This window comes from Limnohabitans planktonicus II-D5 (assembly GCF_001270065.2).
In the GTDB taxonomy this organism is placed as follows: domain Bacteria; phylum Pseudomonadota; class Gammaproteobacteria; order Burkholderiales; family Burkholderiaceae_C; genus Limnohabitans_A; species Limnohabitans_A planktonicus.
Genome location: NZ_LFYT02000013.1, coordinates 72,517 through 97,143, shown reverse-complemented (window position 1 = coordinate 97,143; position 24,627 = coordinate 72,517). Strand labels below are relative to the sequence as shown.

Annotated in this window: 24 protein-coding genes; 17 read left to right on the top strand and 7 right to left on the bottom strand. The window is 60.6% G+C overall.

The features are described from left to right. Nucleotides 1-10: 10 nt before the first annotated feature. Genes argF through H663_RS41625 form a run of 3 tightly spaced genes read left to right on the top strand, consistent with a single transcriptional unit; the run spans nt 11 to nt 2,140 of the window. Nucleotides 11-1,009, top strand: a complete 999-nt coding sequence (argF, locus tag H663_RS31940; protein WP_053174868.1) for an ornithine carbamoyltransferase — start codon at nt 11-13, stop codon at nt 1,007-1,009. Nucleotides 1,010-1,028: 19 nt separating this feature from the next. Then, entirely contained in the window at nt 1,029-1,970 is a 942-nt protein-coding gene (gene arcC, locus H663_RS31935) for a carbamate kinase (RefSeq protein WP_053174872.1), read from the top strand. Then, a complete protein-coding gene (locus H663_RS41625; RefSeq protein ID WP_165803905.1) occupies nt 1,970-2,140 on the top strand; it encodes a hypothetical protein in 171 nt (56 codons plus the stop codon). The genes arcC and H663_RS41625 overlap by 1 nt, the downstream gene beginning before the upstream one ends. A 363-nt stretch (nt 2,141-2,503) precedes the next feature. Here the strand turns inward: H663_RS41625 and bioB are convergent, their stop codons facing one another. After that, on the bottom strand, nt 2,504-3,541 hold the full coding sequence (bioB, locus tag H663_RS31930) for a biotin synthase BioB (RefSeq protein WP_053176828.1): 1,038 nt from the start codon (nt 3,539-3,541) through the stop codon (nt 2,504-2,506). 542 nt (nt 3,542-4,083) lie between these two features. On the opposite strand from bioB, the gene nadC reads away from it, so the two are divergent. From nadC to H663_RS31915, 3 genes are all read left to right on the top strand, one after another. Further along, nucleotides 4,084-4,971, top strand: a complete 888-nt coding sequence (nadC, locus tag H663_RS31925; RefSeq protein ID WP_053174875.1) for a carboxylating nicotinate-nucleotide diphosphorylase — start codon at nt 4,084-4,086, stop codon at nt 4,969-4,971. Nucleotides 4,972-5,048: 77 nt separating this feature from the next. Then, nucleotides 5,049-6,101, top strand: a complete 1,053-nt coding sequence (nadA, locus tag H663_RS31920; protein ID WP_240620510.1) for a quinolinate synthase NadA — start codon at nt 5,049-5,051, stop codon at nt 6,099-6,101. Nucleotides 6,102-6,137: 36 nt separating this feature from the next. Further along, a complete protein-coding gene (locus H663_RS31915) occupies nt 6,138-6,356 on the top strand; it encodes a hypothetical protein (protein ID WP_116695863.1) in 219 nt (72 codons plus the stop codon). Nucleotides 6,357-6,836: 480 nt separating this feature from the next. Here the strand turns inward: H663_RS31915 and H663_RS31910 are convergent, their stop codons facing one another. From H663_RS31910 to H663_RS31885, 6 genes are all read right to left on the bottom strand, one after another. Further along, complete coding sequence (locus H663_RS31910; RefSeq protein WP_053174881.1) at nt 6,837-7,679, bottom strand: phytanoyl-CoA dioxygenase family protein; 843 nt, start codon at nt 7,677-7,679, stop codon at nt 6,837-6,839. Continuing rightward, nucleotides 7,666-8,001 (bottom strand): TA system antitoxin ParD family protein, encoded by a 336-nt coding sequence (locus H663_RS31905; protein ID WP_240620504.1) that lies wholly within the window; start codon nt 7,999-8,001, stop codon nt 7,666-7,668. The genes H663_RS31910 and H663_RS31905 overlap by 14 nt, the downstream gene beginning before the upstream one ends. Continuing rightward, complete coding sequence (locus H663_RS31900) at nt 7,998-9,263, bottom strand: M20 family metallopeptidase (protein WP_053174884.1); 1,266 nt, start codon at nt 9,261-9,263, stop codon at nt 7,998-8,000. Before H663_RS31900 ends, H663_RS31905 begins: the two co-directional genes overlap by 4 nt. Then, a complete protein-coding gene (uraD, locus tag H663_RS31895) occupies nt 9,260-11,035 on the bottom strand; it encodes a 2-oxo-4-hydroxy-4-carboxy-5-ureidoimidazoline decarboxylase (protein ID WP_053174887.1) in 1,776 nt (591 codons plus the stop codon). The genes H663_RS31900 and uraD overlap by 4 nt, the downstream gene beginning before the upstream one ends. 129 nt (nt 11,036-11,164) lie before the next feature. Beyond that, the gene (gene puuE / locus H663_RS31890) at nt 11,165-12,115 is read right to left on the bottom strand and encodes an allantoinase PuuE (protein WP_053174889.1); all 951 of its coding nucleotides are present in this window, start codon (nt 12,113-12,115) and stop codon (nt 11,165-11,167) included. 27 nt (nt 12,116-12,142) lie between these two features. Next, nucleotides 12,143-12,808, bottom strand: a complete 666-nt coding sequence (locus tag H663_RS31885; RefSeq protein WP_053176832.1) for a GntR family transcriptional regulator — start codon at nt 12,806-12,808, stop codon at nt 12,143-12,145. A gap of 169 nt (nt 12,809-12,977) precedes the next feature. On the opposite strand from H663_RS31885, the gene uraH reads away from it, so the two are divergent. The 11 genes from uraH to H663_RS31830 all read left to right on the top strand — a co-directional run bounded on the left by uraH (nt 12,978) and on the right by H663_RS31830 (nt 24,614). Continuing rightward, nucleotides 12,978-13,331 carry a hydroxyisourate hydrolase gene (uraH, locus tag H663_RS31880; protein ID WP_053174892.1) on the top strand — a complete coding sequence of 118 codons (354 nt, stop codon included), beginning with the start codon at nt 12,978-12,980 and terminating at the stop codon, nt 13,329-13,331. Nucleotides 13,332-13,446: 115 nt separating this feature from the next. Beyond that, nucleotides 13,447-13,686, top strand: coding sequence for a DUF4160 domain-containing protein (locus H663_RS42515; RefSeq protein WP_083451275.1), 240 nt, complete (start codon nt 13,447-13,449; stop codon nt 13,684-13,686). Further along, nucleotides 13,658-13,909 carry a DUF2442 domain-containing protein gene (locus tag H663_RS31870; RefSeq protein ID WP_053174896.1) on the top strand — a complete coding sequence of 84 codons (252 nt, stop codon included), beginning with the start codon at nt 13,658-13,660 and terminating at the stop codon, nt 13,907-13,909. The genes H663_RS42515 and H663_RS31870 overlap by 29 nt, the downstream gene beginning before the upstream one ends. A gap of 79 nt (nt 13,910-13,988) precedes the next feature. Next, on the top strand, nt 13,989-14,564 hold the full coding sequence (locus H663_RS31865) for a thermonuclease family protein (protein ID WP_053174898.1): 576 nt from the start codon (nt 13,989-13,991) through the stop codon (nt 14,562-14,564). 101 nt (nt 14,565-14,665) lie between these two features. Next, nucleotides 14,666-16,138: a xanthine dehydrogenase small subunit gene (gene xdhA, locus H663_RS31860; protein WP_053174901.1), complete on the top strand. Its 1,473-nt coding sequence runs from the start codon at nt 14,666-14,668 to the stop codon at nt 16,136-16,138. Next, the gene (xdhB, locus tag H663_RS31855; protein ID WP_053174905.1) at nt 16,139-18,499 is read left to right on the top strand and encodes a xanthine dehydrogenase molybdopterin binding subunit; all 2,361 of its coding nucleotides are present in this window, start codon (nt 16,139-16,141) and stop codon (nt 18,497-18,499) included. It begins immediately after the preceding gene. A gap of 75 nt (nt 18,500-18,574) precedes the next feature. Further along, entirely contained in the window at nt 18,575-18,757 is a 183-nt protein-coding gene (locus H663_RS31850; RefSeq protein WP_083451276.1) for a hypothetical protein, read from the top strand. Between the two features lie 78 nt (nt 18,758-18,835). After that, entirely contained in the window at nt 18,836-20,104 is a 1,269-nt protein-coding gene (locus H663_RS31845; RefSeq protein WP_205872718.1) for an MFS transporter, read from the top strand. A gap of 356 nt (nt 20,105-20,460) precedes the next feature. Beyond that, nucleotides 20,461-21,687: an MFS transporter gene (locus tag H663_RS31840; RefSeq protein WP_053174911.1), complete on the top strand. Its 1,227-nt coding sequence runs from the start codon at nt 20,461-20,463 to the stop codon at nt 21,685-21,687. A 210-nt stretch (nt 21,688-21,897) separates the two neighbouring features. After that, nucleotides 21,898-23,661, top strand: a complete 1,764-nt coding sequence (locus H663_RS31835) for an AMP-binding protein (RefSeq protein ID WP_053174914.1) — start codon at nt 21,898-21,900, stop codon at nt 23,659-23,661. A 20-nt stretch (nt 23,662-23,681) separates the two neighbouring features. Continuing rightward, a complete protein-coding gene (locus H663_RS31830) occupies nt 23,682-24,614 on the top strand; it encodes a bile acid:sodium symporter family protein (protein ID WP_053174917.1) in 933 nt (310 codons plus the stop codon). Nucleotides 24,615-24,627 lie beyond the last annotated feature (13 nt).

The window sequence follows — 24,627 nt, the reverse complement described above, 5'->3', positions numbered from 1 at the left end:
AAAGTGCCGCATGAGTTTCAACCTTCATCACCGCAGTCTGCTCGCGCTGAAGGACTTCACGCCTGATGACATTCGCTTTTTGCTCGACCTGGCAGCTGAGCTCAAGCGCTCGAAGGCGGTGGGCAACGAACTGCCACGCTTGAAAGGCAAGAACATTGTGCTGATCTTCGAGAAGCCCTCGACACGCACGCGCTGCGCATTCGAGGTGGCCGTGCACGATCAAGGTGGGCACGTGACCTACCTGGATGCCGGCAGCTCCCAGCTGGGCCACAAGGAATCGCTCAAGGACACGGCCCGCGTGCTCGGGCGTTACTACGACGGCATCGAATACCGAGGTTTCCACCAAAGTGTGGTTGAGGAATTGGCGCGTTTTGCCAAGGTGCCAGTGTGGAACGGGTTGACGGATGAAGCGCACCCGACGCAGATCCTGGCCGACCTGATGACGATGCAGGAGTTCGGCGAGAAACCTTTGCACGATCTGAGCTTTTGCTACCTGGGCGACGCCAGCTTCAACATGGGCAGCTCGCTGCTGGTGGGCGGCACGCAGATGGGCATGGACGTGCGCATCTGCTCGCCCGCCGCGCTGCAGCCGCCGCCTGAGCTGGTAGCACAGATGCGCGAATTGGCCCGCACCACCGGCGCACGCATCACGCTGGAGACAGATCCGCTCAAAGCCGTGGTCGGCGCAGACTTTCTCTACACCGACGTCTGGGTGTCCATGGGCGAAGACCAATCGGTGTGGCAGCAGCGCATCAAGCAACTGCTGCCCTACCAGGTGACGAGCGCCTTGATGCAGGCCACCGGCAAGCCGCGCACGCGGTTCATGCACTGCCTGCCCGCCTTTCACAGCCTGGATACTGAAGTCGGTCGCCAGGTGCATGAGAAGTATGGTTTGAGCGAAATCGAGGTCACCGATGAGGTGTTCGAGTCTGACGCCTCGGTCGTCTTCACCCAGGCTGAAAACCGCATGCACACCATCAAGGCCCTCTTGGTGGCCACGCTCGGATGAGCGCGAGCGGAGCACCGTCATGAAGGTGGTCGTCGCACTGGGCGGCAATGCGCTGCTGCGGCGCGACCAGCTGCCCACGGCCGACAACCAGTTGGAGAACATCCGCAAAGCGGCCGCGCAGCTGGCCAGGGTTGCCCTGCAGCACGACCTGGTACTGACGCATGGCAACGGCCCCCAGGTGGGTCTGTTGGCGCTACAAGCCGCCGCCTACGTGAAGGTCGAGGCCTATCCACTGGACGTGCTGGGTGCACAGACCGACGGCATGATCGGCTACCTGCTGGAGCAGGAACTGGCCAACCGGCTGCCGGCCACGCGCACGGTGACAACGCTCATCACGCGGGTAGAAGTCGATCCTCAGGACCCGGCGTTCCAGCACCCCACCAAACCGATCGGCCCTGTGTATTCAAAGACCGATTCCGAGCGCGTGGCTGCGAACAAGGGCTGGGTCATGGCACCGAACGGCCAAGCCTTCCGACGCGTGGTCGCTTCGCCGTTGCCGGTGCGTGTGCTCGGGTTGCAGGCGATACGCTGGTTACTGGAACACGGCGCACTCGTCATCGCAGCGGGTGGTGGAGGCATTCCAGTTGCTCGCACCGGCAAGGGTGGCGATCAGAGTCTGCAGGGGGTATCAGCCGTGATCGACAAGGACCTGTGCACCAGCCTGCTCGCGCGTGAATTGCAGGCCGACGTTCTGGTCATCGCCACCGATGTGTCAGAGGTCTACCTCGATTGGGGCCAGCCCACCCAGCGCGCCATCGGCCAGGTGACCCCGCAGGCCTTGGCCGGGCACGATTTCGCAGCAGGTTCAATGGCTCCGAAGGTGGAGGCGGCATGCGCCTTCGTGCTCGCCACGGGTCGGCGCGCCGTGATCGGATCGCTCGACCGCATCGAGGACATGCTCGCAGGCCATGCGGGTACCCAGGTCTGCCTGGCGTCGGCCGGTGGTGCCGACACGCTGTGATGCCCGCCGACTGGCCCGCCGCGTGGTGTGGCGTGGGTTTCGGCGCGGCCGGCTCGCTCGTGATGGTGCTGCTGTGGGTCTACTTGTCAGCCCAGATCTTGCTGGTAGGCGCCAAGTTCAACTGCGCCTATGCCCGGACTTTCGGTTCCCACAAGACGGCAGGCAATTGAACCTTAGCACCTCGTCTCGTGTTTGGCGTATCTAAATTGGATCAATGACTCGTTTCGACGCAACAAGTCCGATAGGGTGGATATTGAGTTCGGTGTGAATTGAGGCGGTCGAGCGCCACTGGGCCACTTGTACAAAATCCTTTGGCAGGTCGAGTTGTTGTTGAAGTGGAAAACAGCACCTGCGCTTCAATAAATGATTGTGCAACCGCGAGAACAGGGTCAAAACGTCAATTTGGTGCGTCGTGTCCACCTTCGTGCTGATTGGCATTGTGATGAAGGTACTTCAACCCAACACCTTGCTGTACACATGGCTGCATATCTTGTCGATCAAAATATTCGTCAAAACCATGATTTGAAGCTGGGTCATCGCTTGCAAGTGGGGACTTCAGGCTTGCCCTCAGGTGCAGAACGCGTCATACCCAGGCGTTGCAGCAAGGCCACATCGGCGTTCGTGTCGGGGTTGCCTGTGGTCAGCAGCTTCTCGCCGTAAAAGATCGAGTTGGCACCGGCGAGGAAACACAGGGCCTGCACCGCGTCGCCCATCTGCTGGCGGCCAGCCGACAGGCGTACACGCGCCTTGGGCATGGTGATGCGCGCAACAGCAATCGTGCGCACGAATTCAAACGGGTCCATCGCCTCCTGACCGGCCAGCGGTGTGCCTTCGACCTTCACAAGGTTGTTGATTGGCACCGACTCGGGGTAGGGTGAGAGATTGGCCAACTCGGCCACCAAGCCAGCACGCTGACGCCGAGTTTCGCCCATGCCGACGATGCCACCGCAACAAACCTTGACACCTGCATCGCGCACACGTGCCAGGGTGTCGAGCCGGTCCTGGTAGTTGCGCGTGGTGATGATGTCACCGTAAAAATCTGGCGCGCTGTCGAGGTTGTGGTTGTAGTAGTCAAGGCCAGCGTTTTGCAGCGTCTGTGCATGCCCGTCTTCCAGCATGCCCAGGGTGGCACAGGTTTCAAGCCCGAGCGCTTTGACCGTGCGCACCAGCTCGGCGACTTTTTCAATGTCGCGGTCTTTCGGCGCGCGCCAGGCAGCACCCATGCAAAAGCGTGTGGCCCCCGCTTCTTTGGCGCGCTGCGCGGCTTGGCGCACTTCGTCGGGCTCCATCAGCTTGGTGGCCTCCACGCCGGTGTCAAAGCGTGCCGCTTGCGGGCAATAGTTGCAGTCTTCCGGGCACCCGCCGGTTTTGACCGACAGCAAGGTGGCGAATTCAACGCGTGAAGGGTCGAAGTTTTCACGGTGCACGGTTTGGGCCTGGTGCATCAACTCTGGAAAAGGCAGGTCAAACAATGCTTCTATGGCGTCAACGCTCCATCGGGCTTCGGGGCGGGGTGTGACGCTCTGTCGCGGGCGATGCAGGGTGACGGGTTGTTCAAAAACGCTGGACATGTCGTTGTTCATTGGAGCGATACACACTTCGTATCGGGTATCTGGGGTGGCGGGGAGGATGCGGGAATCTGCACGGCGTTGAAATGCTGTGAAGTCTAGTCGAGGGCATCCACGGGCTTCTGGACGGCAGTTCACCCAACGCATGGACTCGCTCGTCGTTATCAGCGCAGCGCCATTCGCTTTGTCACCCTAATTCAGCGGCCTGCAGGGCTTGGAGCCCCCCGACTTGCTAAGCGCAACGACAAGCAGCCCGAACCACCAAAGTTAATGTGACAGCCAGCTGAGGTCTGCCCTCAGGTCTATTGCTCCGATAGCGAGCTAACTGTAGGACAGGGTGCGAAGCAGCTATGCTGTTGATTCGGCGCGATGAGGTCTGAGCCCTGTGTTGCCAGTTGGGAGAATTTTTGTGGGAGCTTGCAGCCAAGCGAAAAGCCAGTGGTCCACAAGCGTCTGATCGCCAGCAGGGCTAGCGCCCACAAAATTCAAGATGGAAGACACCCTGCAGACTTCATGGTGCCAGATCAATAGCTACTGACTTTTGTATGAGGCCACGACATCAAGTGAATGACCAATACTTTGAAGATGACACCCTGGCACTGCATGCGCACGCCGATGCAATTCGGGCGCTGGATGAAGACCTCGGGACCGGAGACTTGACGGCTGGCCTGGTGGACCCTCGGCAACGCAGCCAGGCCCGGGTGATGGCGCGCGAGGCCGCGGTCATTTGTGGTCGGCTCTGGGTAGAGGCGACATTGCTGCGCCTGGACCCGCAGGCCGAACTGGTTTGGTATGTACGAGATGGCCAGTCGTGCAGCGCCAACCAGGTCATTCTGGAAATTCAGGGCAATTCTCGCGCACTGCTCAGCGGTGAGCGTACCTTGCTCAATTTCCTGCAACTGCTCAGCGCAGTGGCCACGCAAACCGCTGCTTATGTGCGGGCGGTGGAGCAGGTGCCAGGCAATCGTGCGCGCATTGTGGACACCCGCAAAACCCTGCCCGGTTTACGGCTGGCCCAAAAATACGCTGTGCGTTGCGGCGGTGGCAGCAACCACCGCATCGGCCTGTACGACGCGGTGTTGATCAAGGAAAACCATATTGCTGCTGCCGGTGGCGTCACAGCTGCTTTGCAGCGTGCTGCCGAAGTGGCTGCTCGTGCAAGTTTTGTAGAGATCGAGGTCGAGAGCCTGGATCAGCTGGACGAAGCACTCGCGGCAGGCGCTCAAATGGTGTTGCTCGACAACATGAACCTGGCGCAGCTGCACGAGGCGGTGCGCCTCACGGCGGGCCGGGCGATTTTGGAAGTATCGGGCGGCGTCGGGCTGCACACGGTGGCCGACATTGCCGCCACCGGGGTGGACCGCATTTCGGTCGGTGCCCTGACCAAAAACATCCAAGCGATTGATTTTTCCATGCGCTTGACGCAGCTGTGAGGCCCACCATGCGTGACACTGCAAGTGTTCCTGTCCAGCCCCTGGTGCGCATTGACTATGAGCAGCCTTTCTACCCGATGCGACATGCCTGGGCACGCGTTCCGATGGAACCGCCGCCTGACGAACGCGCAGCGCTCAAGGACCAGATCCGCCGCTTGCTCAAAGAGCGCCATGCCGTCTTGGTGTCGCATTACTACGTGCACCCCGACCTGCAAGACCTGGCCGAAGAAACCGGCGGGCTGGTCAGTGATTCGCTGGAGATGGCGCGTTTCGGGCGCGACCACGCGGCGACCACACTGGTGGTGTCGGGCGTTCGATTCATGGGCGAGACCGCCAAAATTCTCTCACCTGAAAAACGTGTCCTGATGCCCGACCTCGACGCCACCTGTTCTCTGGATCTGGGATGTCCGGCAGACGAATTCAGCGCCTTGTGCGACGCCCACCCGGACCGCACAGTGGTGGTTTATGCCAACACCAGCGCCGCCGTGAAGGCGCGTGCCGACTGGCTGGTGACGTCGAGTTGCGCGCTGGACATCGTCCGGGCATTGAAGGCGCAGGGCCAGAAAATCTTGTGGGCACCTGACCGCCACCTCGGCGCCTATATCCAGCGTGAAACAGGCGCCGACATGTTGATGTGGAACGGCAGCTGCATCGTGCACGACGAGTTCAAGGCCTTTGAGCTTGAGGCGCTCAAGAAGGAGCACCCCAAGGCCAAGGTGTTGGTGCATCCGGAATCACCTGCGGATGTGATCGCATTGGCCGACGCGGTAGGTTCGACCGCGGGCATCCTCAAGGCGGCTCGCGAGATGGATGCCCAGGAATTCATAGTGGCCACTGACAGCGGCATGATGCACAAGTTGCGCACGCTGAACCCCGGCAAGGTGTTTATCGAAGCCCCCACGGCTGGCGACAGCGCCACTTGCAAAAGTTGCGCGCACTGCCCCTGGATGGCGATGAACGGACTGGCTGGCGTGGCACAGGTGTTGCAAACATTGAGCCCGCAAGTGCAAGTGGACCCTGCCTTGGGTGCGCGCGCCCGCCTGCCGATAGACCGGATGCTGGCTTTCACCGCGTCGCAGCGTATGGGTCAGCCGCTGGCCGCACTGGTGCCGCACATCGGTGCGGCCTGATGCCGGCCTCCTCCGCCCGCACAAGGCTTCTGGTGCGTGAATGGCCTTGACTACGACGCCAGCGTCCATGAAGCGCTCAATGAAAGCACGCCAAGGGTTGGGCTTGGAGACAGTGCAGGCGGGTCGTTTGGTTTTGGTGTTCAGGCTTTGGGCGATGGTTTGCACATCGGGCAGTGGCGCGGCAGGCTCAAGCCACCCCAGACTCAAAGCCAGAGCGCGAAACTCGGCGACTTTGACGTGGCCCATGAGGCCTAGGCGTGTGATCTCGCGGTCGCGGTCACCTGCACTCAAGCGGATTAAAACGTGACGGTATTCATGGATTTCGATCTTTCTGCGGCCCCATGAAGTTTTCAATGCTCAAAGATGTTGTAGGTCGGCGGTCGAATACCCCGACATGGGCCTGTGCCGAAACCCATCATGTCGGACTCTTCGAGTACCGACCTAAGTGACGACATTTCTCGCTCATTTAAAACTTCAGCGTGCCAGATCAATAATTCAGAAAATTTCCCTGAATTTTTTATACTGTTGCCGCTCAGAAAGGGCGCAAGTGCACTGTCTATTGATTCGGCCCTGTGAAGTTTTCAATGCGCAAAGCTGTTGTAGGTCGGTGGTCGAAGACCCCGACATGGGCCTGTGCCGAAACCAATAACGTCGGACTCTGCGAGTGCCGACCTACGAGATGACATGTCTTACGCATTTCAAACTTCAGCGTGCCGGATCAATAATGAAGAGTTTTCAAGCCGCCATCAGCGGAAATAGCGCATGGTCCATCGGCACCCCGGCGGGTAGTTCCTGGTCCAGCCCGGGGAAGGGCGGCGAAGTCACCCAGGGTCGTGGGGAGTGGGTCATGTCGTCGCCCAAAAAGCGCACCGAGTACACGCGCCTGCGCTGCGTGCCGTCCACGCCTGCTGAGGCGTGCAGGCTGAGCATGTGAAAACACACCAAATCACCCGGTTGCAGGTCCCAGCCGAGAATGGGGAAGTCTTGGCGGTGCTTGTCGATGTCGGGCAACTCCGTCAGCGAGCCTTCGGGGAACCACTTGGCCTGGTTCGTCATGAAGGTACGTGGCATGAGCCAGGGACCACGGTGTGAGCCCGCGACAAACTCCAGCGTGGACGGTCGGGACACCGGGTCCACCGGAATCCAGAAGCTGATGTTTTGCAGGCCGTCCACGTTGTAATAGGGCTGGTCTTGGTGCCAAGGCGTGCGCTGGCGCGTGCCGGGCTCCTTGACCAGCAGGTGGTCGTGGTACAGGCGCACCGTCTGGCTTTGCATCAGGCGCTGGGCCAGGGCGGCCAAGGGTGTGTCAAAGATGAAACGCTTGAACTGCGGGATGTCCTGCCAGTTGCAAAAGTCTTCAAAAAACCGACCCGGGTCGTCCGGCCGACTGGCCACCATGCCGCGTGGGCTGGGGTGGGCCAGGTTGGCCTCGATGCCGTCACGCAGCAGGGCCACTTCTTCGGGGGTGAACAAGTTGCGGATGCACACTGCGCCATCGCGCTGGTAATCGGCCACGTCCTGGTCGGTGGTGCAGGCCTGCACGCGCTGGCGCAGGGTGGTGAGGTCAGGTGAGGTCATTTCGTTCAAGGTAGGTGGAAGCGGGCACAAACGGCGTAGTCAACTCGGGATTTTGCCTGCGTGCAAGGATCAGATCGCGAACAAAAGCGGTTGGTAAATCTGGGTTGTCGAGCCCAGCTTTACCAACCATGGCCCAGAGATTGATCTGTTCAGCGATGGTTTGACCCCCAGCCATGGCATGGGCCTTGGCTTGGCCGTAAAGCCCATCATGGATGTTCACTGCTTTGCCCATGGCGTTCACCTTAAAAGGAAAAATGGCGTGGCGCTGAAGTTGAAAAGTTAAGCGTGCTTTCTCAAGGTGCGTAAGCACCTTCAGTTTCAAGCCAGCAAATCCAGCAACGTCCGCGCCACCACCTTGGTCGCCCGGCGCAGGTCTTCCAGCTCGACATGCTCGTCGGCGCGTTTGGCGTTGGACTCGCGCACGGTGCGGGGGCCTGCGCCGTAGATCACGCCGGGGATGCCGCGTTCCACGTACAGGCGCACGTCGGTGTAGAGCGGGGTGCCCAAGGCGGGGATGGCTTCGCCGAAGACTTGTTCGCCGTGTTTCTGGATGGCGCTGACCAGCGGTTGGTTGCCCGCCAGTGGCTTCATAGCGTTGGCCAGCAGCATGCGGCGCACGTCCACTTGCAGTGTGTTGCCGCCGCGTGGGGGCTTGAAGCTGGCGGCTGCGTCGGCAATGGTTTGGCGGATGCTGGCTTCCACTTCGGCCGGGTTCTCTTCGGGGATCATGCGGCGGTCGAGTTTGAAGCTGACTTTGCCGGGCACCACGTTGGTGTTGGTGCCGCCTTCGATCAGGCCCACGTTCAGGTAGGGGTGGGTGATGCCCTCGACTTGGGACGTGACCTTCAGGTATTGCGTGTTGAGGGCGTGCAGAGCGCTCAGGATGTGCACCGCGCCTTGCAGGGCGTCGGTGCCGCTGTCGGGAATGGCGGCGTGGGCCATCTCGCCATGCACCGTCACTTCCATTTGCAGGCAGCCGTTGTGTGCGGTGACCACTTGGTAGCTGAAGCCTGCCGCGATCATCAAATCAGGCTTTGTGAGGCCCTTGGCCAGCAGCCAGCCGGGGCCCATTTCGCCGCCAAATTCTTCGTCGTAGGTGAAGTGCAGTTCCACGCCGCCCTTCAACTTGGCGTTCAGCGATTCCAATGCGCGGGTGGCAAAGGTGAAGGTGGAAAAGTCGCACTTGCTCACGGCGGTGGCGCGGCCGTACATCGCGCCGTTGTGGATTTCGCCGCCGTAGGGCGGGTGCGTCCAGCCTTCGCCGGGGGGCACCACGTCGCCGTGGGCGTTCAGGGCAATGGTTTTGCCTTCGCCATATTTGCGGCGCACGATCAGGTTGGTGACCGACTCCAGGCCGTAGGCTTTGACTTCGGAGGCAGGCACAGGGTGCTTTTCGGCCACAAAGCCCATGGGCGCGAGCAGCTCGGCGGTGCGCTCGGCGTGCGGCGCGTTGTTGCCGGGTGGGGTGTCGGTGGGCGCCTGCACCAGCGCCTGCAAGAACTTGACCTGTTCGTCAAAGTGCGCGTCGATCCAGGCGTCGAGTTGTTGGTATTGTTGTTCGTGGTTGACGTGGGTAGCGCTCATGACAATTCCTGAGAGAGTTGGTTCAAAACATGGGTGAAGGCGTCGACGCAAAGTTGCATGTCGTCGCTGGTGGTGGATTCGCGTGGGTTGTGGCTGATGCCCCCGTTTTCGCCGCGCACAAACAGCATGGCTTGTGGCATGACTTCGTGCAGCTTCATCGCGTCGTGGCCTGCGCCGCTGGGCAGTTTGAAGAGCGGCACGCCCAAGGCGCTCACGGCGCGTTCCCAGCGGGCTTGCCACGCGGGGGCGCTGGGCGCGGCGGCGGCGCTCATGGTCAGTTCGGCTTTGACGCGCACGCCACGGCGCTCGGCAATTTGGTCGAGTTGCGCCATCACATCCGCCACCAGCGCGTCGCGCTGTGCATCGGTGGGCGCACGCATGTCCAGGCTGAACAGGCAGCGCCCGGGCACCACGTTGATCGAGCCGTTGGGCACTTGCAGCTGGCCAATCGTCGCCACGCTGTCGCCGTCTTGGGCAGCGCGTTGCTCCATGTAAAGAGCCAGTTCGGCCACGGCGCAGGCCGCATCGCGGCGGCGGTCCATGGGGGTGGTGCCTGCGTGGCTGGCGGTGCCGAAGACCTCGCACAGGTAGCGCACGCTGCCGTTGATGGAGGTGACCACACCCAGCGGGATGTTCACTTCGTTGAGCACCGGGCCTTGTTCGATGTGCACTTCGATAAAGCCGAGGTACTGCGCCGCGTCGCGCTGGATTTTGGGGATGTCGTCGATGTTCAAGCCCGCGTGTTGCATGGCCGCACGCATGGTGATGCCGTCGGCATCTTGCTGGTCCAGCCAAGCGGGGTTGAACTGGCCAATGAGTGCGCCAGAGCCCAAGAATGTGGCTTTGTAGCGTTGGCCTTCTTCTTCGGCAAAGGCCACGACTTCGATGCCGAAGGGGAGACGTTTGCCTTGTTGGTGCAGCTGCTGCACGCAGGCCATGGGCACAAAGATGCCCAAGCGCCCGTCGTACTTGCCGCCGTTGCGCACGGTGTCGTAATGGCTGCCCGTCATCAGGTATTTGGCACCCGCTGTGGCGGGGTGGTAGCGACCTACCACGTTGCCCACCGCATCGGTATAGACCTCGTCAAAGCCGCAGTCGCGCATGTTTTGTGTGATGCGCTGGGCGCAGGCGCGGTGCGCGTCGGTGAGGTAGGTGACGGTGAGTTGGCCCAGTTCGGCAAAGCCGGGATCACTGTGCTGCCCCAGTTGTTCTTGCCAGTCCCAGACCTGGTGGCCCAGAGTGGGTTCCACACCGAACTTGTCGTTCAGGCGGATCTCGACGATGCGGTGAATGTTGCGCAGGCACTCTTGCAACTCAATGTCAGGGTGGCCGAACAGGCGGCGCTCAAAGGTGTCGATGATCTGTTTTTTGTTCAAGCCCACGCCACGCGGGCCACGCACCGCCAGGATGAAGGGCCAGCCAAATTTGGCGTTGTAGTCGGCGTTGAGCTTCTGGATTTTGGCGAACTCTTCGGGCGTGCAGTCGGTCAGGCCCGCCTTGGTTTGTTCGTGGGTCGATTCGGCCGTGAGCGACTTGCTGACCATGGCCTTGCCCGCCAACTCGGGGTGGGCGCGGATCAGGCCCAGTTGCGCGTCGCGCCCGGCATGTGCGAGTACTTCGCACATGGTGTGCTTGAGGTGGGCCAGCGAAGTGAAGGGGCGTTCGTTCAGCGCCTGCTCGGCGATCCACGGCGAGTGCTCGTACAGGCCGCCGAGCATCTGCGAAGCGTCTTCGCGTGATGCACTGTTGAGTTGTTCAAGGGTCAAAGGCATGTTGTTCCTGGGTACTTTTGAAATGTCATGGCGAGCGTAGCCAAGCCATACATGGATTGCCGCGTCGCTGCGCTCCTCGCAATGACGGTAGAAACGTCATCGCGAGCGAAGCGTGGCGATCCAGTGTTTTCAGTCGGCATAGGGATGCACGGCCTTCCAATGCCGTGCAATGTCAATGCGCCGCGCCACCCACACCTTGTCGTGCGACTGGATGTGGTCCATAAAGCGTTGCAGCGCGGTGATGCGCCCTGGGCGGCCGAGCAGGCGGCAGTGCATGCCGATGCTCATCATCTTGGGGGCGTTGTCACCATTCGGGTCACCTTCGGCATACAACGCGTCAAAGGTGTCCTTCATGTATTGAAAGAAGGGGTCGGCGTGTGAATAGCCTTGGGGTAGGGCAAAGCGCATGTCGTTGCAGTCCAGGGTGTAGGGCACGATCAGTTGCGGCGCATCGGTGCCGTCCGACTTGCGCACCTTCATCCAAAACGGCAGGTCGTCGCCGTAGTAGTCGCTGTCGTACTCAAAGCCGCCAAAGTCGGCCACCAGGCGGCGCGTGTTGGGGCTGTCGCGCCCGGTGTACCAGCCCATAGGGCGTTCACCGGTCAGCTTTTGCAAAATGTCCATGGCCTCGGCCATGTGGGCACGCTCGGTGGCTTCATCGACATGTTGGTAATGGATCCACTTGAGGCCGTGGCAAGCGATGTCGTAGCCCAGTTCCTTGAATGCGGCGGTCACGTCCTCGTGCTTTTGCAGCGCGGTGGCCACACCAAACACCGTGAGCGGCAGGCCGCGTTTTTCAAACTCGCGCAACAAGCGCCACACGCCAGCACGCGAGCCGTATTCGTAAATGCCTTCCATGCTGATGTGCCGTTCGGGGAATGACGCAGGGTTGAACATCTCGGACAAAAACTGCTCGGAGCCCGCATCGCCGTGCAGCACCGAGTTTTCGCCGCCTTCTTCATAGTTCAAGACAAACTGCACGGCCACGCGGGCACCACCGGGCCATTGTGCATGCGGCACATGGCGGCCGTAGCCCTTCAAGTCACGGGGGTAGGGGAGGGTGCTGTCGTAGGTGCTCATGCTGTGCTCTTGCGGGTGCTCAAAGGTTCAGGCCAGGGCCAGAGAAATGTCGTGCGTGGGCACTTTGCGGTCAAAGGTCAGGCTGGCCTCGACGTGCAGCAGGTGCTCGTGCATCAGGCGCACGGCCAAGTCCGAGTCCTGCACCTCCAGCGCGGCCACGATGGCCACATGCTCGTCGGTCGAGTGCTCTGCCTCGTTGCGCGACTGGTACATCAGCGTGATCAGCGCGCAGCGCGAGATCAACTCGCCCAGCACCTGGGCCAGCACGTCGTTGTTCATGAGCTCGGCCATGCGCACATGAAAGTCGCCCAGCAACTCGGTGCGGCCGGTGATGTCGCCCTGCGTCACGGCTTCGCGCTCTTGTTTGATGTGGTCTCTGAGGGCCACGATTTGTTCAGGCGTGACCTGCTGCACAAAGGCGCGGGTCATCTCGGCTTCGAGCATGCGGCGCACGGCAAAGACCTGCTGGGCTTCTTCGACCGATGGGGCGGCCACAAACGCCCCGCGTGCGGGTTCGAGTTTGATCAAACGGTTTTGCGACAGCTGAAACAGCGCCTGTCGTACCAGCGTGCGCGACACACCAAAGTGGTCGGCCAGCTTTTGCTCGGCCAGTTTGGAGCCGGGCAAAAGCCGGTGCTCCACGATGGCGCGGGTCAGCGATTCGACGATGTGGTGCGTGGTGGAGGTTTCCATGTCTCGCGGTCCCTTGGGGCTGTTGGCCCGGGTGTTTTTGTGTCGGTGGCGTAAATCATAGCCACCAAATGCAAAATTGTATACACTTCGGTCGACTGGTTTAAAGGGCTTTTCAAAGCCTTGCCAAAACCCCCTTTTTTGACCCCCATTCAAGACAAGCGAGCACACCATGGGATTGAGCACACACGTTCTGGACACCATGCACGGCTGCCCCGCCGCAGGCATGCAGGTGGCCCTGTACACCACACAAGGCGATCAGGCCACTTGGGTCAAAAGCTTCACCCTCAACCACGACGGCCGCAACCCTGACGGCATGCTGTACGACCACGCCAGCCTGCGCAAAGGCACTTACCGCTTGGTGTTTGATGTGGCGGGCTACTTCAAGGCCAAGGGGGTGGAACTTCCCGAGCCCAACTTCCTGAACAAAGTCAGCCTCGACTTTGGCGTGGCCCATGAAGACCAGCACTACCACGTGCCGCTGCTGGCCAGCCCCTGGAGTTACTCGACTTATCGAGGGTCTTGAGGTTCGTGAGGAGCAGATCTGATCCCCAGTAAGCCCTCCGCATGCTTCTTCACCTGATACATCATGTTTGACTGGAATTCAACTTTTCTTCGGTAAGTTCCGTTAGAGTCCCTTGATGGCACCGACTGTTGTTCGCGATGGCGCATTTCGTTTGTTCTTCTTTTCGAGAGAAGAGTCTCGTATCCATGTGCATGTTGCGCACCCAGACGGAGAGGCAAAATTTTGGCTTACACCGGTGGTTGCCCTTTCAACGTCCACCGGGTTGTCAACAAAACAGCTCAAGGAAGCCCAATCAGTCGTTGAGTTACACCTAAAGGAAATTCAAGATGCATGGAATCACCACTTCGGTGGCTGAAGTCACCAATGTGTCCAAACACGGCTTTTGGCTGCTGTTGGGCGATGAGGAGCTGCTTGTGCCTTTTGATCAATTCCCATGGTTCAAGCAGGCCACCGTTGAGCAGTTGACAACTGTGGAGTGGCCAACGCCGGACCACTTGTATTGGCCGCAGCTGGATGTGGATTTGTCTGTGAGCTCCATTCGCAGACCGCAAGATTTTCCCTTGGTTTCGCAGCACTAGCCTGCGCAATGCCATGGAAGTTTGGACGAACCGAATTTTGAGGCTTCGTTCAACCGCCTGACTCGGCTAAGCTGCTGCCATGTTGAGGCCTTTGTTTTTCGTTCTTGCGGTGGCTTTGTCGGCATGCGGCGGCGGGGAAGGCTCGAGTTTTGCGCCTGCATCGGGCAACACGCATTGCGGCGTCAGCGTGGGCACGCAGCGCATCACCGGCAAGGTCACATCGGTGCACGATGGCGACACGATCACCGTGGGCGGCGAGTCGATTCGGCTGGCCAGCATCGACGCCCCCGAACTGGATCAAGCCTATGGCCCATCCTCACGCGCGCATTTGGCTGCCATGGTCTTGGGTCAGAGTGTCACCGTCACTTATGCCCAAAAAGACCAGTACGACCGGGTGGTGGGCACTGTCTTCAAGTCTGATTGCAGCCCAGTCAATTTGAACCAGGTTGCGTCGGGTGCGGCTTGGTATTACGAAGCCTACCAATGCGAAATCGACATCCGGCAGCGCCAAGCCTATGCAGCGGCACAGACAGCGGCCCGCACCGCCAAAAAAGGTTTGTGGGCCGCCACTGCTGTAGCCCCTTGGGTGCACCGCAACGGGGTGGAGACCAAAGTGCCCGTTTCTTGCCCCAACGGGGATGCGGCTTCGGATTAATTGGGATCTGACCCCAATTAATCCGTCGAAAAAGCCTGCCATGCTGGCGATGCTTCTTTAGAATCGCAGTCTTACCGTTTATTTACCTCCCCCCCCGCACCATGACCCAAGTCACCAACACCGTGCGCTTTGTGCTCGACGGCCGTATCGTCGAAGCCCAAGGCGAGCGCCGCACCACCACTGTTCTGGACTATTTGCGTGAGCAAATGCACCGCACCGGCACCAAAGAGGGCTGCGCTGAAGGCGATTGCGGCGCTTGTGTGGTCATGGTGGGTGAGCTCAACGCCGCAGGCACGGGCGTGGACTATGTGGCCACCAACGCCTGCATCCAGTTGCTGCCTTCGCTGGACGGCAAATCGGTCAAAACCGTTGAGAGCCTGAAAAAAGCCGACGGCACGCTGCACCCGGTGCAGGCAGAAATGATCAAGTGCCACGGCTCGCAGTGCGGCTTTTGCACCCCCGGCATCGTGATGAGCCTGGTGAACCTGGTGCAGGTCTTGCCCATGCCCAACCGCCAGCAGATCACCGATTCGCTCAGCGGCAACCTGTGCCGCTGCACTGGCTACAAGCCGATCATCGAATCGGCCACCAAGGCTTGCGCCAAGCCCGAGGCGCTCAAGATCGACGACAGCGCCGATGTGCCTTTGCTCAAAGAAATCAAACGCGCCAGCGTGCCCACACTGAGCCTGGACGGCGACATCATCGTGCAGCCGGTGGTGCGCACCCGCAAAGGCAACGAATTCGTCTCGCCCGCCACCATCACTGAAGTGGCCGACTATTTGGTCAAGAACCCCAGCACCACGCTCTTGGCAGGCAGTACCGAAATCGGCCTGCAGGTCAACAAACAGTTCAGCCGACCCGAGCACATCATGTATTTGGGCAACGTCAATGAGCTGCGCCAAGTGACCGAGACCGCCAGCGCCTGGCGCATTGGTGCGGCCGTGTCGCTCACGCAGGTCGAAGCGCTGGTGGCCCAGGCTTACCCCGACTTCACCGAAGTGCTGCGCCGCTTTGGCTCACCCCCCATCCGCTCCACGGCCACGCTGGCGGGCAACATCGCCAACGGTTCACCCATTGGCGACACCATGCCATGCCTGATGGCGCTGGGTGCCAGCCTGGTGCTGCGCCGAGGCGACAAGACCCGCAAGGTGCTGCTGGACAACTTCTACACCGGCATGAAGAAAAACGTGATGGAGCCCGGCGAGTTCATCGAAGCCGTCGAATTGCCCAAGCCCGTGGCCGGTCAGGTGTTCCGAGCCCACAAGGTGAGCAAGCGTTTTGAGCAAGACATTTCGGCCACCTGTGCGGCCATCAGCTACATGCTGAAAGACGGTAAGTTGAGCGGCGTGAAGCTGGCCTACAACGGCCTGGCCCCATCGCCTTGCCGTGCGCCCAAACTGGAAGCCGTGCTCGAGGGCAAGTTGCCCGCTGATGTGAAATCGGCCGATTTGGACGCAGCGATTACCGCCAGCTTCACCGCCCGTGACGGCTTGCGCGCCACGTGGGCATATCGCGCCTTGGTGGCCCGCAACTTGGCTTTGGAATTCATCGAAGAACAGAAAGAGGTGGCTTGAATGAACGCTCCTACCCCCATCAAAAACCTGTTGCCTGCTTCTGACGTTCAGCAGGGCAAAGAGCTGGTGCATGAGTCTGCGCACTTGCATGTGACTGGATCTGCCACTTACATCGATGACATCCCTGAACACGCGGGCACTTTGTATGCCGCGCTTATCTTGTCGCCCGTGGCGCATGGCGAGTTGATGGGCGACGGCATCGACCGCGCAGCCATCCTCAAGGAACACGGCGTTGTCGCGGTCTACACCGCCAAAGATATTCCCGGCGAAAACAACTGCGGCCCCATCATCCATGACGATCCTTTCCTCGCCGATGGCAAGGTCGAGTTCATCGGCCAAGCCGTGGCCGTTGTCGTGGCGCGTGAAATGCTCTACGCCCGCGAAGCCGCCAAAAAGGCCAAGGTGCTGGTCAAAGAACTCACACCCATCTTGACCATCGAAGAGGCGATGGCCGCCAGCAGCTTCATCATGCCGCCAAAAGGCATCACGCGTGGTGACGCCGCCGCAGCCATTGCCAACGCGCCTCACAAAATCAAAGGCAGCACCAACACCGGCCAGCAAGAACAGTTCTATCTGGAAGGCCAGATCACTTATGCGGTGCCCAAGGAAGACGGCCAGCTCACCTTGTACGTGTCGACCCAGCATCCTGATGGCAACCAGCGCGAAGCCGCACACGCCTTGAACCTGCACACCAACGATGTGGAGGTGATCTGCCGCCGCATGGGTGGTGGCTTTGGCGGCAAAGAAGGCAACGCCAGCATCTTCAGCCAAAGCGCCGCCTTGGCTGCGCACAAGCTGCAAAAACCGGTCAAGCTGCGTGTGAACCGCGACGACGACATGACCATCACCGGCAAGCGCCACGATTTCCGCATCGACTACGAAGTGGGCTTTGACGACAACGGCCGCGTGCTGGGTGCCAACATCACGCTCATGTCACGCTGCGGTTACAGCACCGACTATTCTGGCCCTGTGAACGACCGTGCTTGCTTGCACATCGACAACACTTACCATCTGCCAGCGCTCAAGCTGGTCAGCCACCGCTGCAAAACCAACACCCAAAGCGCCACAGCTTTCCGGGGCTTCGGCGGCCCACAAGGCATGTTCGGCATCGAGACGGTGATGGACGAGATCGCCATGACTTTGGGCAAAGACCCACTGCAAGTGCGCAAACTCAACCTCTACAAAGACCCCGCCATCAGCGGCACGCCCGACACTATGACCACCCAATACAACCAGTTGATTGAAGACTGGGTGGGTGACAAGGTGATCGACCAGGTCGAGCACGAGTCGAAATACGCCGAGCGCCGTGCCGCCGTGCATGCCTTTAATGCCAAGAGCAAAACCCGCAAACGCGGCATGGCGCTCGTGCCTTTGAAGTTCGGCATCAGCTTCACCGCCACGCACCTGAACCAGGGCGGCGCGCTGCTGGTGGTTTATATGGACGGCTCGGTCAGCTGCAACCACGGTGGCACCGAAATGGGCCAGGGCCTGAATACCAAGATGGCGCAGGTCTGTGCCGATGGTTTGGGCATCAGCGTGGACCATGTGCGGATCACCGCGACCGATTCGCAAAAAGTGCCCAACGCTTCGGCCACTTCGGCTTCGAGCGGTGCCGACATCAACGGCGCGGCCATCATGAACGCGACGATGCAGATGCGCGAGCGCTTGAAGCCCGTGGCGGCCCGCATGTTGGGCTGTGCTGAAGTTGATGTGACTTTCGCGAACAACGAAGTCCACGGCGGTAGTAAAGCTGTGAAGTGGGCCGACTTGACCAAACAAGCGTACATGGAACGTGTGGGTTTGTCGGTCACGGGTTTCTATATGACGCCCGAAATCAAATACGACTTCGCCACCCTGAATGGCCGTGCGTTCTATTACTACTGCTACGGCGCTGCCGTGAGCGAAGTGGAAATCGACACCCGCACGGGCGAGTGGTGGCTCAAGGCCGTGGACATCGTGCACGACGTGGGCCGCAGCATCAACCCCGCATTGGACAAAGGCCAGATCGAAGGCGCTTATGTGCAAGGCATGGGCTGGCTGACCATGGAAGAGTGCATTTGGGACAAGAAGGGTAAATTGCTCACGCACGGCCCCAGCACGTACAAAATTCCGGTGGCGGGCGACATTCCAGAGCACTTCAATGTGAGCTTGTTCGACAACGCCAACCTCAAACCCACGCCTTTCAACAGCAAGGCCACGGGCGAGCCGCCTTTGATGTTGGGCTTGTCGGCCTTCTTCGCCTTGCGCGATGCGGTGGCTGCCAGCGCTGACCACAAAACCGTGGTCTACATGGACGCTCCGGCCACGCCCGAGCGCATCCTGATGGCGTGCGAAAAAGCAAAGGCCACTGCAGGGATGTAATGTCCCATGTGGGATGCCTGACACGATTTCAGGCATCCTGCAGACCATCACTCAATACGTTTCAGGAGCAGGCCCATGTCAGACGATCCACGGTGCTGCGGCACTGGCACTTGCATCATCAACGCCGAAGGCCTGTGCTGGTGTGGCCAGCGCTGGGATGGCGAGAAGATGTGTTTCATGGCCGAGCCTGCGCCAGCGAAATCCCCATCTCAAAACGACGAGCCCTCCCATCAGTCTTCTCGGGCTGGGCAAGACTGATCGCAGCCCCAGCATGACCCGCAGCCCATACCCGCTTGAGGTCTTGCAGAGTTTGCAGCTGGGCACAAGGCCGCCACGTTGACCTCTTCAGCCTCCCCGGCCACAACCCCACCTGCCATGCACTGGCGCGACCCGTTCCGGGTCCGGAGTTTCCGCTTTCAGTGGCCTGCCGACCTGGCCACCTCCTGGGCCTTCGAGATGGAGTCCATCGTGCTGGGCTGGTTCATCCTGGTCGAGTCGGGCTCGGTCATGATGCTGGTGGTGTTTGGCTCCTTGCAGTACCTGGGTTCTTTGGTCTCGCCCTTGTTTGGCGTGGTGGGCGACAGGCTGGGGTATCGGCGCATGCTGGTCCTGTCGCGAGCACTCTATGCGGCGCTGGCCGCCACTTTCATGCTGCTGGCCTGGTTGCAAGCCCTCACGCCCATGATCGTGTTGATGATGGCCGCTTTGGCTGGCCTGGTGCGGCCGTCGGACATGATGATGCGCAATGCGCTGATCGCGCAGACTTTGCCGCCCCGACATTTGCTGGGTGCCTTGGGCATCTCGCGCATCACCTCGGATTCGGCCCGCATTGCGGGCGCTTTGGCCGGTGCCGGTGTGGTGGCCTGGCTGGGCATGACCTGGGCCTATGCCCTGATCACCGCGCTCTACACCCTCAGTTTTGTGCTCTCTCGCGGCGTGTCTGACGTGCCCGCCTCAGCCCATGACGCCGTGCGTGTGTCGCCCGTGCGCGACTTGCAGTTGGCTTTTGGCTATGTGTGGACGCGACCGGTACTGATGGCGGCCATGGCTTTGGCGTTTTTGGTCAACCTCTTGGCCTTTCCCTTCTCTTTGGGTTTGTTGCCCTATGTCGCCAAAAACATTTACCTGACCGACCAGACGGGGCTGGGCTGGCTGGGCGCAAGCTTTGCCTTTGGGGGCCTGGTGGGCTCGGTGGTGCTCAGTTCCCACCGCTTTGCGTTTCGCGCTGCGCAAACCATGGTGCTGGCCGGGGCGGTGTGGTTTGCGGTGGATGTGCTGTTCGCCTTCAGCACCCATTTGGGCGTGGGCATGGCCTTGCTGTGGGTGGCGGGCCTGGCGCAAAGCCTGAGCATGACGCCGCTGGCGGCCGTGATGCTGCGCGCCACAGAGCCCGCCTACCGGGGCCGGGTGATGGGCATGCGCATGCTGGCCATCTGGGGCCTGCCTTTGGGTTTGCTGCTGTCGGGCCCCTTGATTGACCGTTGGGGTTATGCCACCACGGCGGGGGCATATTCGGCCCTGGGCCTGCTGCTCACAGGTGCCATGGCGGTGTATTGGCGATCGAACATCTGGGACGCCAAAGCCCCAGCCAACGCGCCTTTGTGAATGCAGCCTGATGCTCTCACGCTGTGACCAAAGCGACAGCGTTCAAGCGTCCTTCGGCGCACAGTGTTGGTGCCTATTGGCGGGGATGAGCGTCACCTGGCCTGAAAGCTGACCGTCGCAAGCAATGATTGATCCGGCCCTGTGAAGTTTGCAGGGTGACTTCAATCTTGCACCTTGTGGGAGCTAGCCCTGCTGGCGATCAGACGCTTGTGGACCACGGGCTTTTCGCTTGGCTGGCAAGCTCCCACAAAATCCTCCCAATGGGCAACAAACGGCTCAGACTTCATCGGGCCGAATCTATAAGCAATGTAGGCGCAAAAAACTCAAACTTGAGCGTGCCGGATCAATCATCGACCATGACAACCTTGACCACTTCTGCCGCCCCCGGACCCGAACAAGCTGCCGACCACCCCCGTGTGGTGCGGGGCCTGCTCAACATCGCGCACGCGCTGGACCATTTGTTTTTGCTGATTTTTGCGGCGGCGGTCAGCACCATCGCCCTCGACATGGGCCTGGCCCAATGGCAAGACCTGATGCCTTACGGCGCGGGCGCGTTTTTCATGTTCGGTCTGGGTTCTTTACCCGCCGGGCGCTTGGGTGATTTGTGGGGCCGTCGCAGCATGATGCTGGTCTTCTTTTTGGGCATTGGTGCGGCCTCCATCCTCACGGCCTTTGCACAAACACCCTGGCAGCTGGCTGCATGCCTGACGCTGATCGGCGTGTTCGCATCCATTTACCACCCGGTGGGCATTCCCATGCTGCTCGAGCGCGCAGCCAACCCCGGTGCCACCATTGGCTTCAATGGCCTGTCGGGCAACCTGGGCGTGGCGGTGGCGGCTTTGCTCACGGGCTTTTTGATCCAGTGGCAGGGCTGGCGTGCGGCCTTTGTGGTGCCGGGTGTCTTGGCCTTGGTCTGCGGCTGGGTGTTTGCCCGCGCTTGTCCGCAAGAGTTGACGTCGCCCGCCAAGCGCAAGGGCGGCGCCAAAGTGAGCCTGCCCGCACCCATGTTGGCGCGTGCGCTGGTGGTCATGACGGCAGCGGCCATCACCAGCAGCGTGCTGTTCAATTTCACGACCAACGGCAATGGGCCTTTGATCACCGAGCGCTTCAAGGGCGTCATGGAAGACCCGGCCAGCTTGGGCCTCTTGCTGGCCTTGGTCTACGCCGTGGCCTCAGTCGCCCAAGTGGTGGTGGGGCACCTCATCAACCGGTTTCCGCTCAAACGCTTTTTCATGTTCATGGTGATGGCGCAGATCCCCATGTTGGTGTTGGCCTCCCAGGCGCAAGGCTGGTGGCTGTTTGCGGCGCTCATTGGGGTGATGGTGTTCATCTTCGGGGCGATCCCGTTTACCGATTTTCTGATCGCCCGCTATGTGGACGACCGCTTGCGCTCGCGCGTGTCGGGCATGCGCCTGGGCGTGTCGTTTGCGGTCAGCTCCTTGTCGGTCTGGGCCTTGGGGCCGGTGGTCAAGGCCATGGGCTTTGGCAGCTCACTCTTGCTGCTGGCTTGTTTTTCGGTGGCCACCACGCTCATTTTGACTTTGTTGCCCAGCGCGGCCCACGAGCAGCAAACACCCGCATGACAGAGGGTTTTTGATCAGGGAAAACACCCTTATTTGAGGCGGTGTTTCAGGGTTTTTTCAGTCCGATCGCGTCAATAATGGCCGCTCTCTCAGGCGGCCGTTTTTTGTGGGTGTCAAACCCGTACCAAGTGGCGCAGCGAGTCTCTTTGCAGCCACTCTTGCACCGCCTTGTCCATCCCAACTGTTTCATCTCTGACCCCAAGGACCTTCATGAGCTCGACCCCAGACCCCACGAGCGCCTCACGCCCGTGGCAAGCGGTTTACCCCCTGGTGGGCATTGCCCCCGATTTGCCTGCGCCCGAGTACCAGAGCCTGGCGCATTTGATCCACGACCACTGCACCCGCTGGGCGCGTGACAGCCAGGCCAAGGCGGCCTTCACCTGCGTCGTGCCCAACGGCATGAACGGCAGTTTGAGTTTTGCGCAAGTCGATGCCTTGTCGGACGCGTTTGCCGGTTATTTGCGCGGTACTTTGGGTTTGGCCCGGGGTGACCGTGTGGCGGTGCAGTTGCCCAACAGCTTGTCTTATCCGGTGGTGGCTTTTGGTGTGCTCAAGGCCGGTTGCGTGCTGGTCAATACCAACCCCTTGTACACCATCAATGAGATGGTGCACCAGTTCAACAACTGCCAGGCCAAGGCGCTGGTGGTGGTCGACATGTTTGCCGACAAACTGCCCGAGGTGTTGGCGCAAACGGGTGTGAAACACATCGTGCTGGCGGGCGTGCCCGAGTTTTTCCCGGCCATTCCGCGCGGCATCATCCGCGGCGTGCAAAAGGTCTGGAGCAAGGTGCTGCCGCCCGTGACGGTGCCGCATGTGCGCCTGCAAGCGGCGCTGGCTCAGGGCCGCGCCAGCTTGGCCCAGCAGCCTGCCAAAAATTATTGGCAAGACCTTCAGCCGAACGATCTGGCCCTGCTGCAATACACCGGCGGCACCACCGGCGTGAGCAAGGGGGCCATGATCAGCCATGGCAATTTGCTGAGCAACGTGCAGCAAATGCTGTCCATGGGCGCAACCCACATGAGCCCCGGTCAGGAGTGCGTGCTGACCGCGCTGCCGCTGTACCACATCTTCGCCTTCACGGCCAATTTGCTGGGCTTCCTGGCCATCGGTGCGCACAACATTTTGGTGCCCAGCCCTCGCCCGGTGCAGAACTTGCAACGTGCCGTCGAAAACTACCCGCTGACCTGGATGACGGGCGTGAACACCTTGTTCAATGGCCTGCTCAATGAAGAGTGGTTTCTGGCCTACCCGCCCAGGCACTTGAAGGCCTCGATCGCAGGCGGCACCGCCTTGCACAGCGCCGTGGCGCAGCGTTGGCGCGAAGTCACTGGCACACCCATCGCCGAAGGTTATGGCCTGACCGAAACATCGCCCGTGGTGAGCTTCAACCCGCTCAGCGGCGAGCCGCGTGTGGGCAGCATCGGCATCCCGGCCCCCGGCACCGATGTGCGCTTGGTGTCCGAGACCGGTCAAGACGTGCCCGTGGGCGAGCCTGGCGAGATCTGGGTGCGCGGCCCGCAGGTCATGCAAGGCTATTGGCAAAACGAGGCTGAAACCGCCAACGTGATGCATGGCGGATGGTTTGCGACAGGCGACATCGGGGTGATGGATGCCGAGGGCTTTTTGCGCATCGTGGACCGCAAGAAAGACATGGTGCTGGTCTCGGGCTTCAACGTTTACCCCAGTGAAGTGGAAGACGTGATCGCGCAGATGGATGCGGTGCTCGAGGTGGCCGTGGTCGGCATGCCCGACGATCGCACGGGTGAGGCCGTTCGCGCCTATGTAGTGCCCAATCCTGATCATGCTGGGCAACTGAGCACCGAAGACGTGCTGGCGCACTGCAAGCAACACCTGGCCGCGTACAAGCGTCCCAGCTCGGTGGTGCTGCGCGATGAGCTGCCCAAGTCCCCGATTGGCAAGGTGCTGCGCAAGGACCTCAAAGCCGAAGTCAAAAATGAATTCAACCGCGCCTGAGCGCTACAGCGGAGTTTGATATGGTCACCGAATTTGAAACCAAACTGCTGGGCGTGATGATGATGATCATCATGCTGGGCATGGGCGCATCCTTGACCCTCAAGGACTTCATGATCGCGCTCAAGAGGCCGGTAGGCATTGGCATTGGCGTGGTCACCACCTACTTGCTGACCCCGATTGTCGGCTTTGCGCTGGCCCATCTGGTGCTGCTGCCCAATGCCTCACAGGAGGCCTCCCAGTGGTATGCCTATGCCGTCGGTCTGATCCTCATGGCCTGTTTGCCTGGTGGCACCACGAGCAATATCTTCAACTATTTCAGCAAGGGTGTACTGTCGCTGTCCCTGTTGATGACGATTGTCTCGACCTTGCTGGCTGTGGTGATGGTGCCCCTGACTTTGGGTTTCTTCAGCATGGGCATCGATGGCAACTGGAAGATCCCCCCTGAAAATGTGGCACAGGTGCTGTTTGTCTTGCTGGTGCCCACTGCCATCGGCATGGGCCTGCGCAAGCTCAACCCCAACATGGGCGCCACATTGGAGTTGCTGGGTGGCGTGCTCGGGGTGCTCGTCATTTTCTTTCTGATGGTTTCCTGGGTGCCTCGCAACTGGCAACTTCTGCTCACGACGCCGTGGCAGGTGTACTTCGGGGCGATCGGTCTGGGCGTGTTTGGCTTTGCCGTGGGCTACACCTTTGCCCGGCTGGTGCGACAGGACAAGCGTCGAGCCCGAACCATTGCGCTGGAGACAGGTATTCAGAACGGCCCACTTGGTGTGCTGATCGTCACCTTAACCTTTACCGGTATGCAGCAGCAACAGGTGCTGTTGATTCCGGTGCTCTATTCCCTGTTCATCATCGTCACCTCGAGCCTGGCCACCTTGTGGTTCCGGCGCATTTCTGACCGTGAAGCCCTTTCCCGTGACCGCGCCAAGGTGGGCACCATGAAGGCTGTTTGAGGCCCCGGAAGAA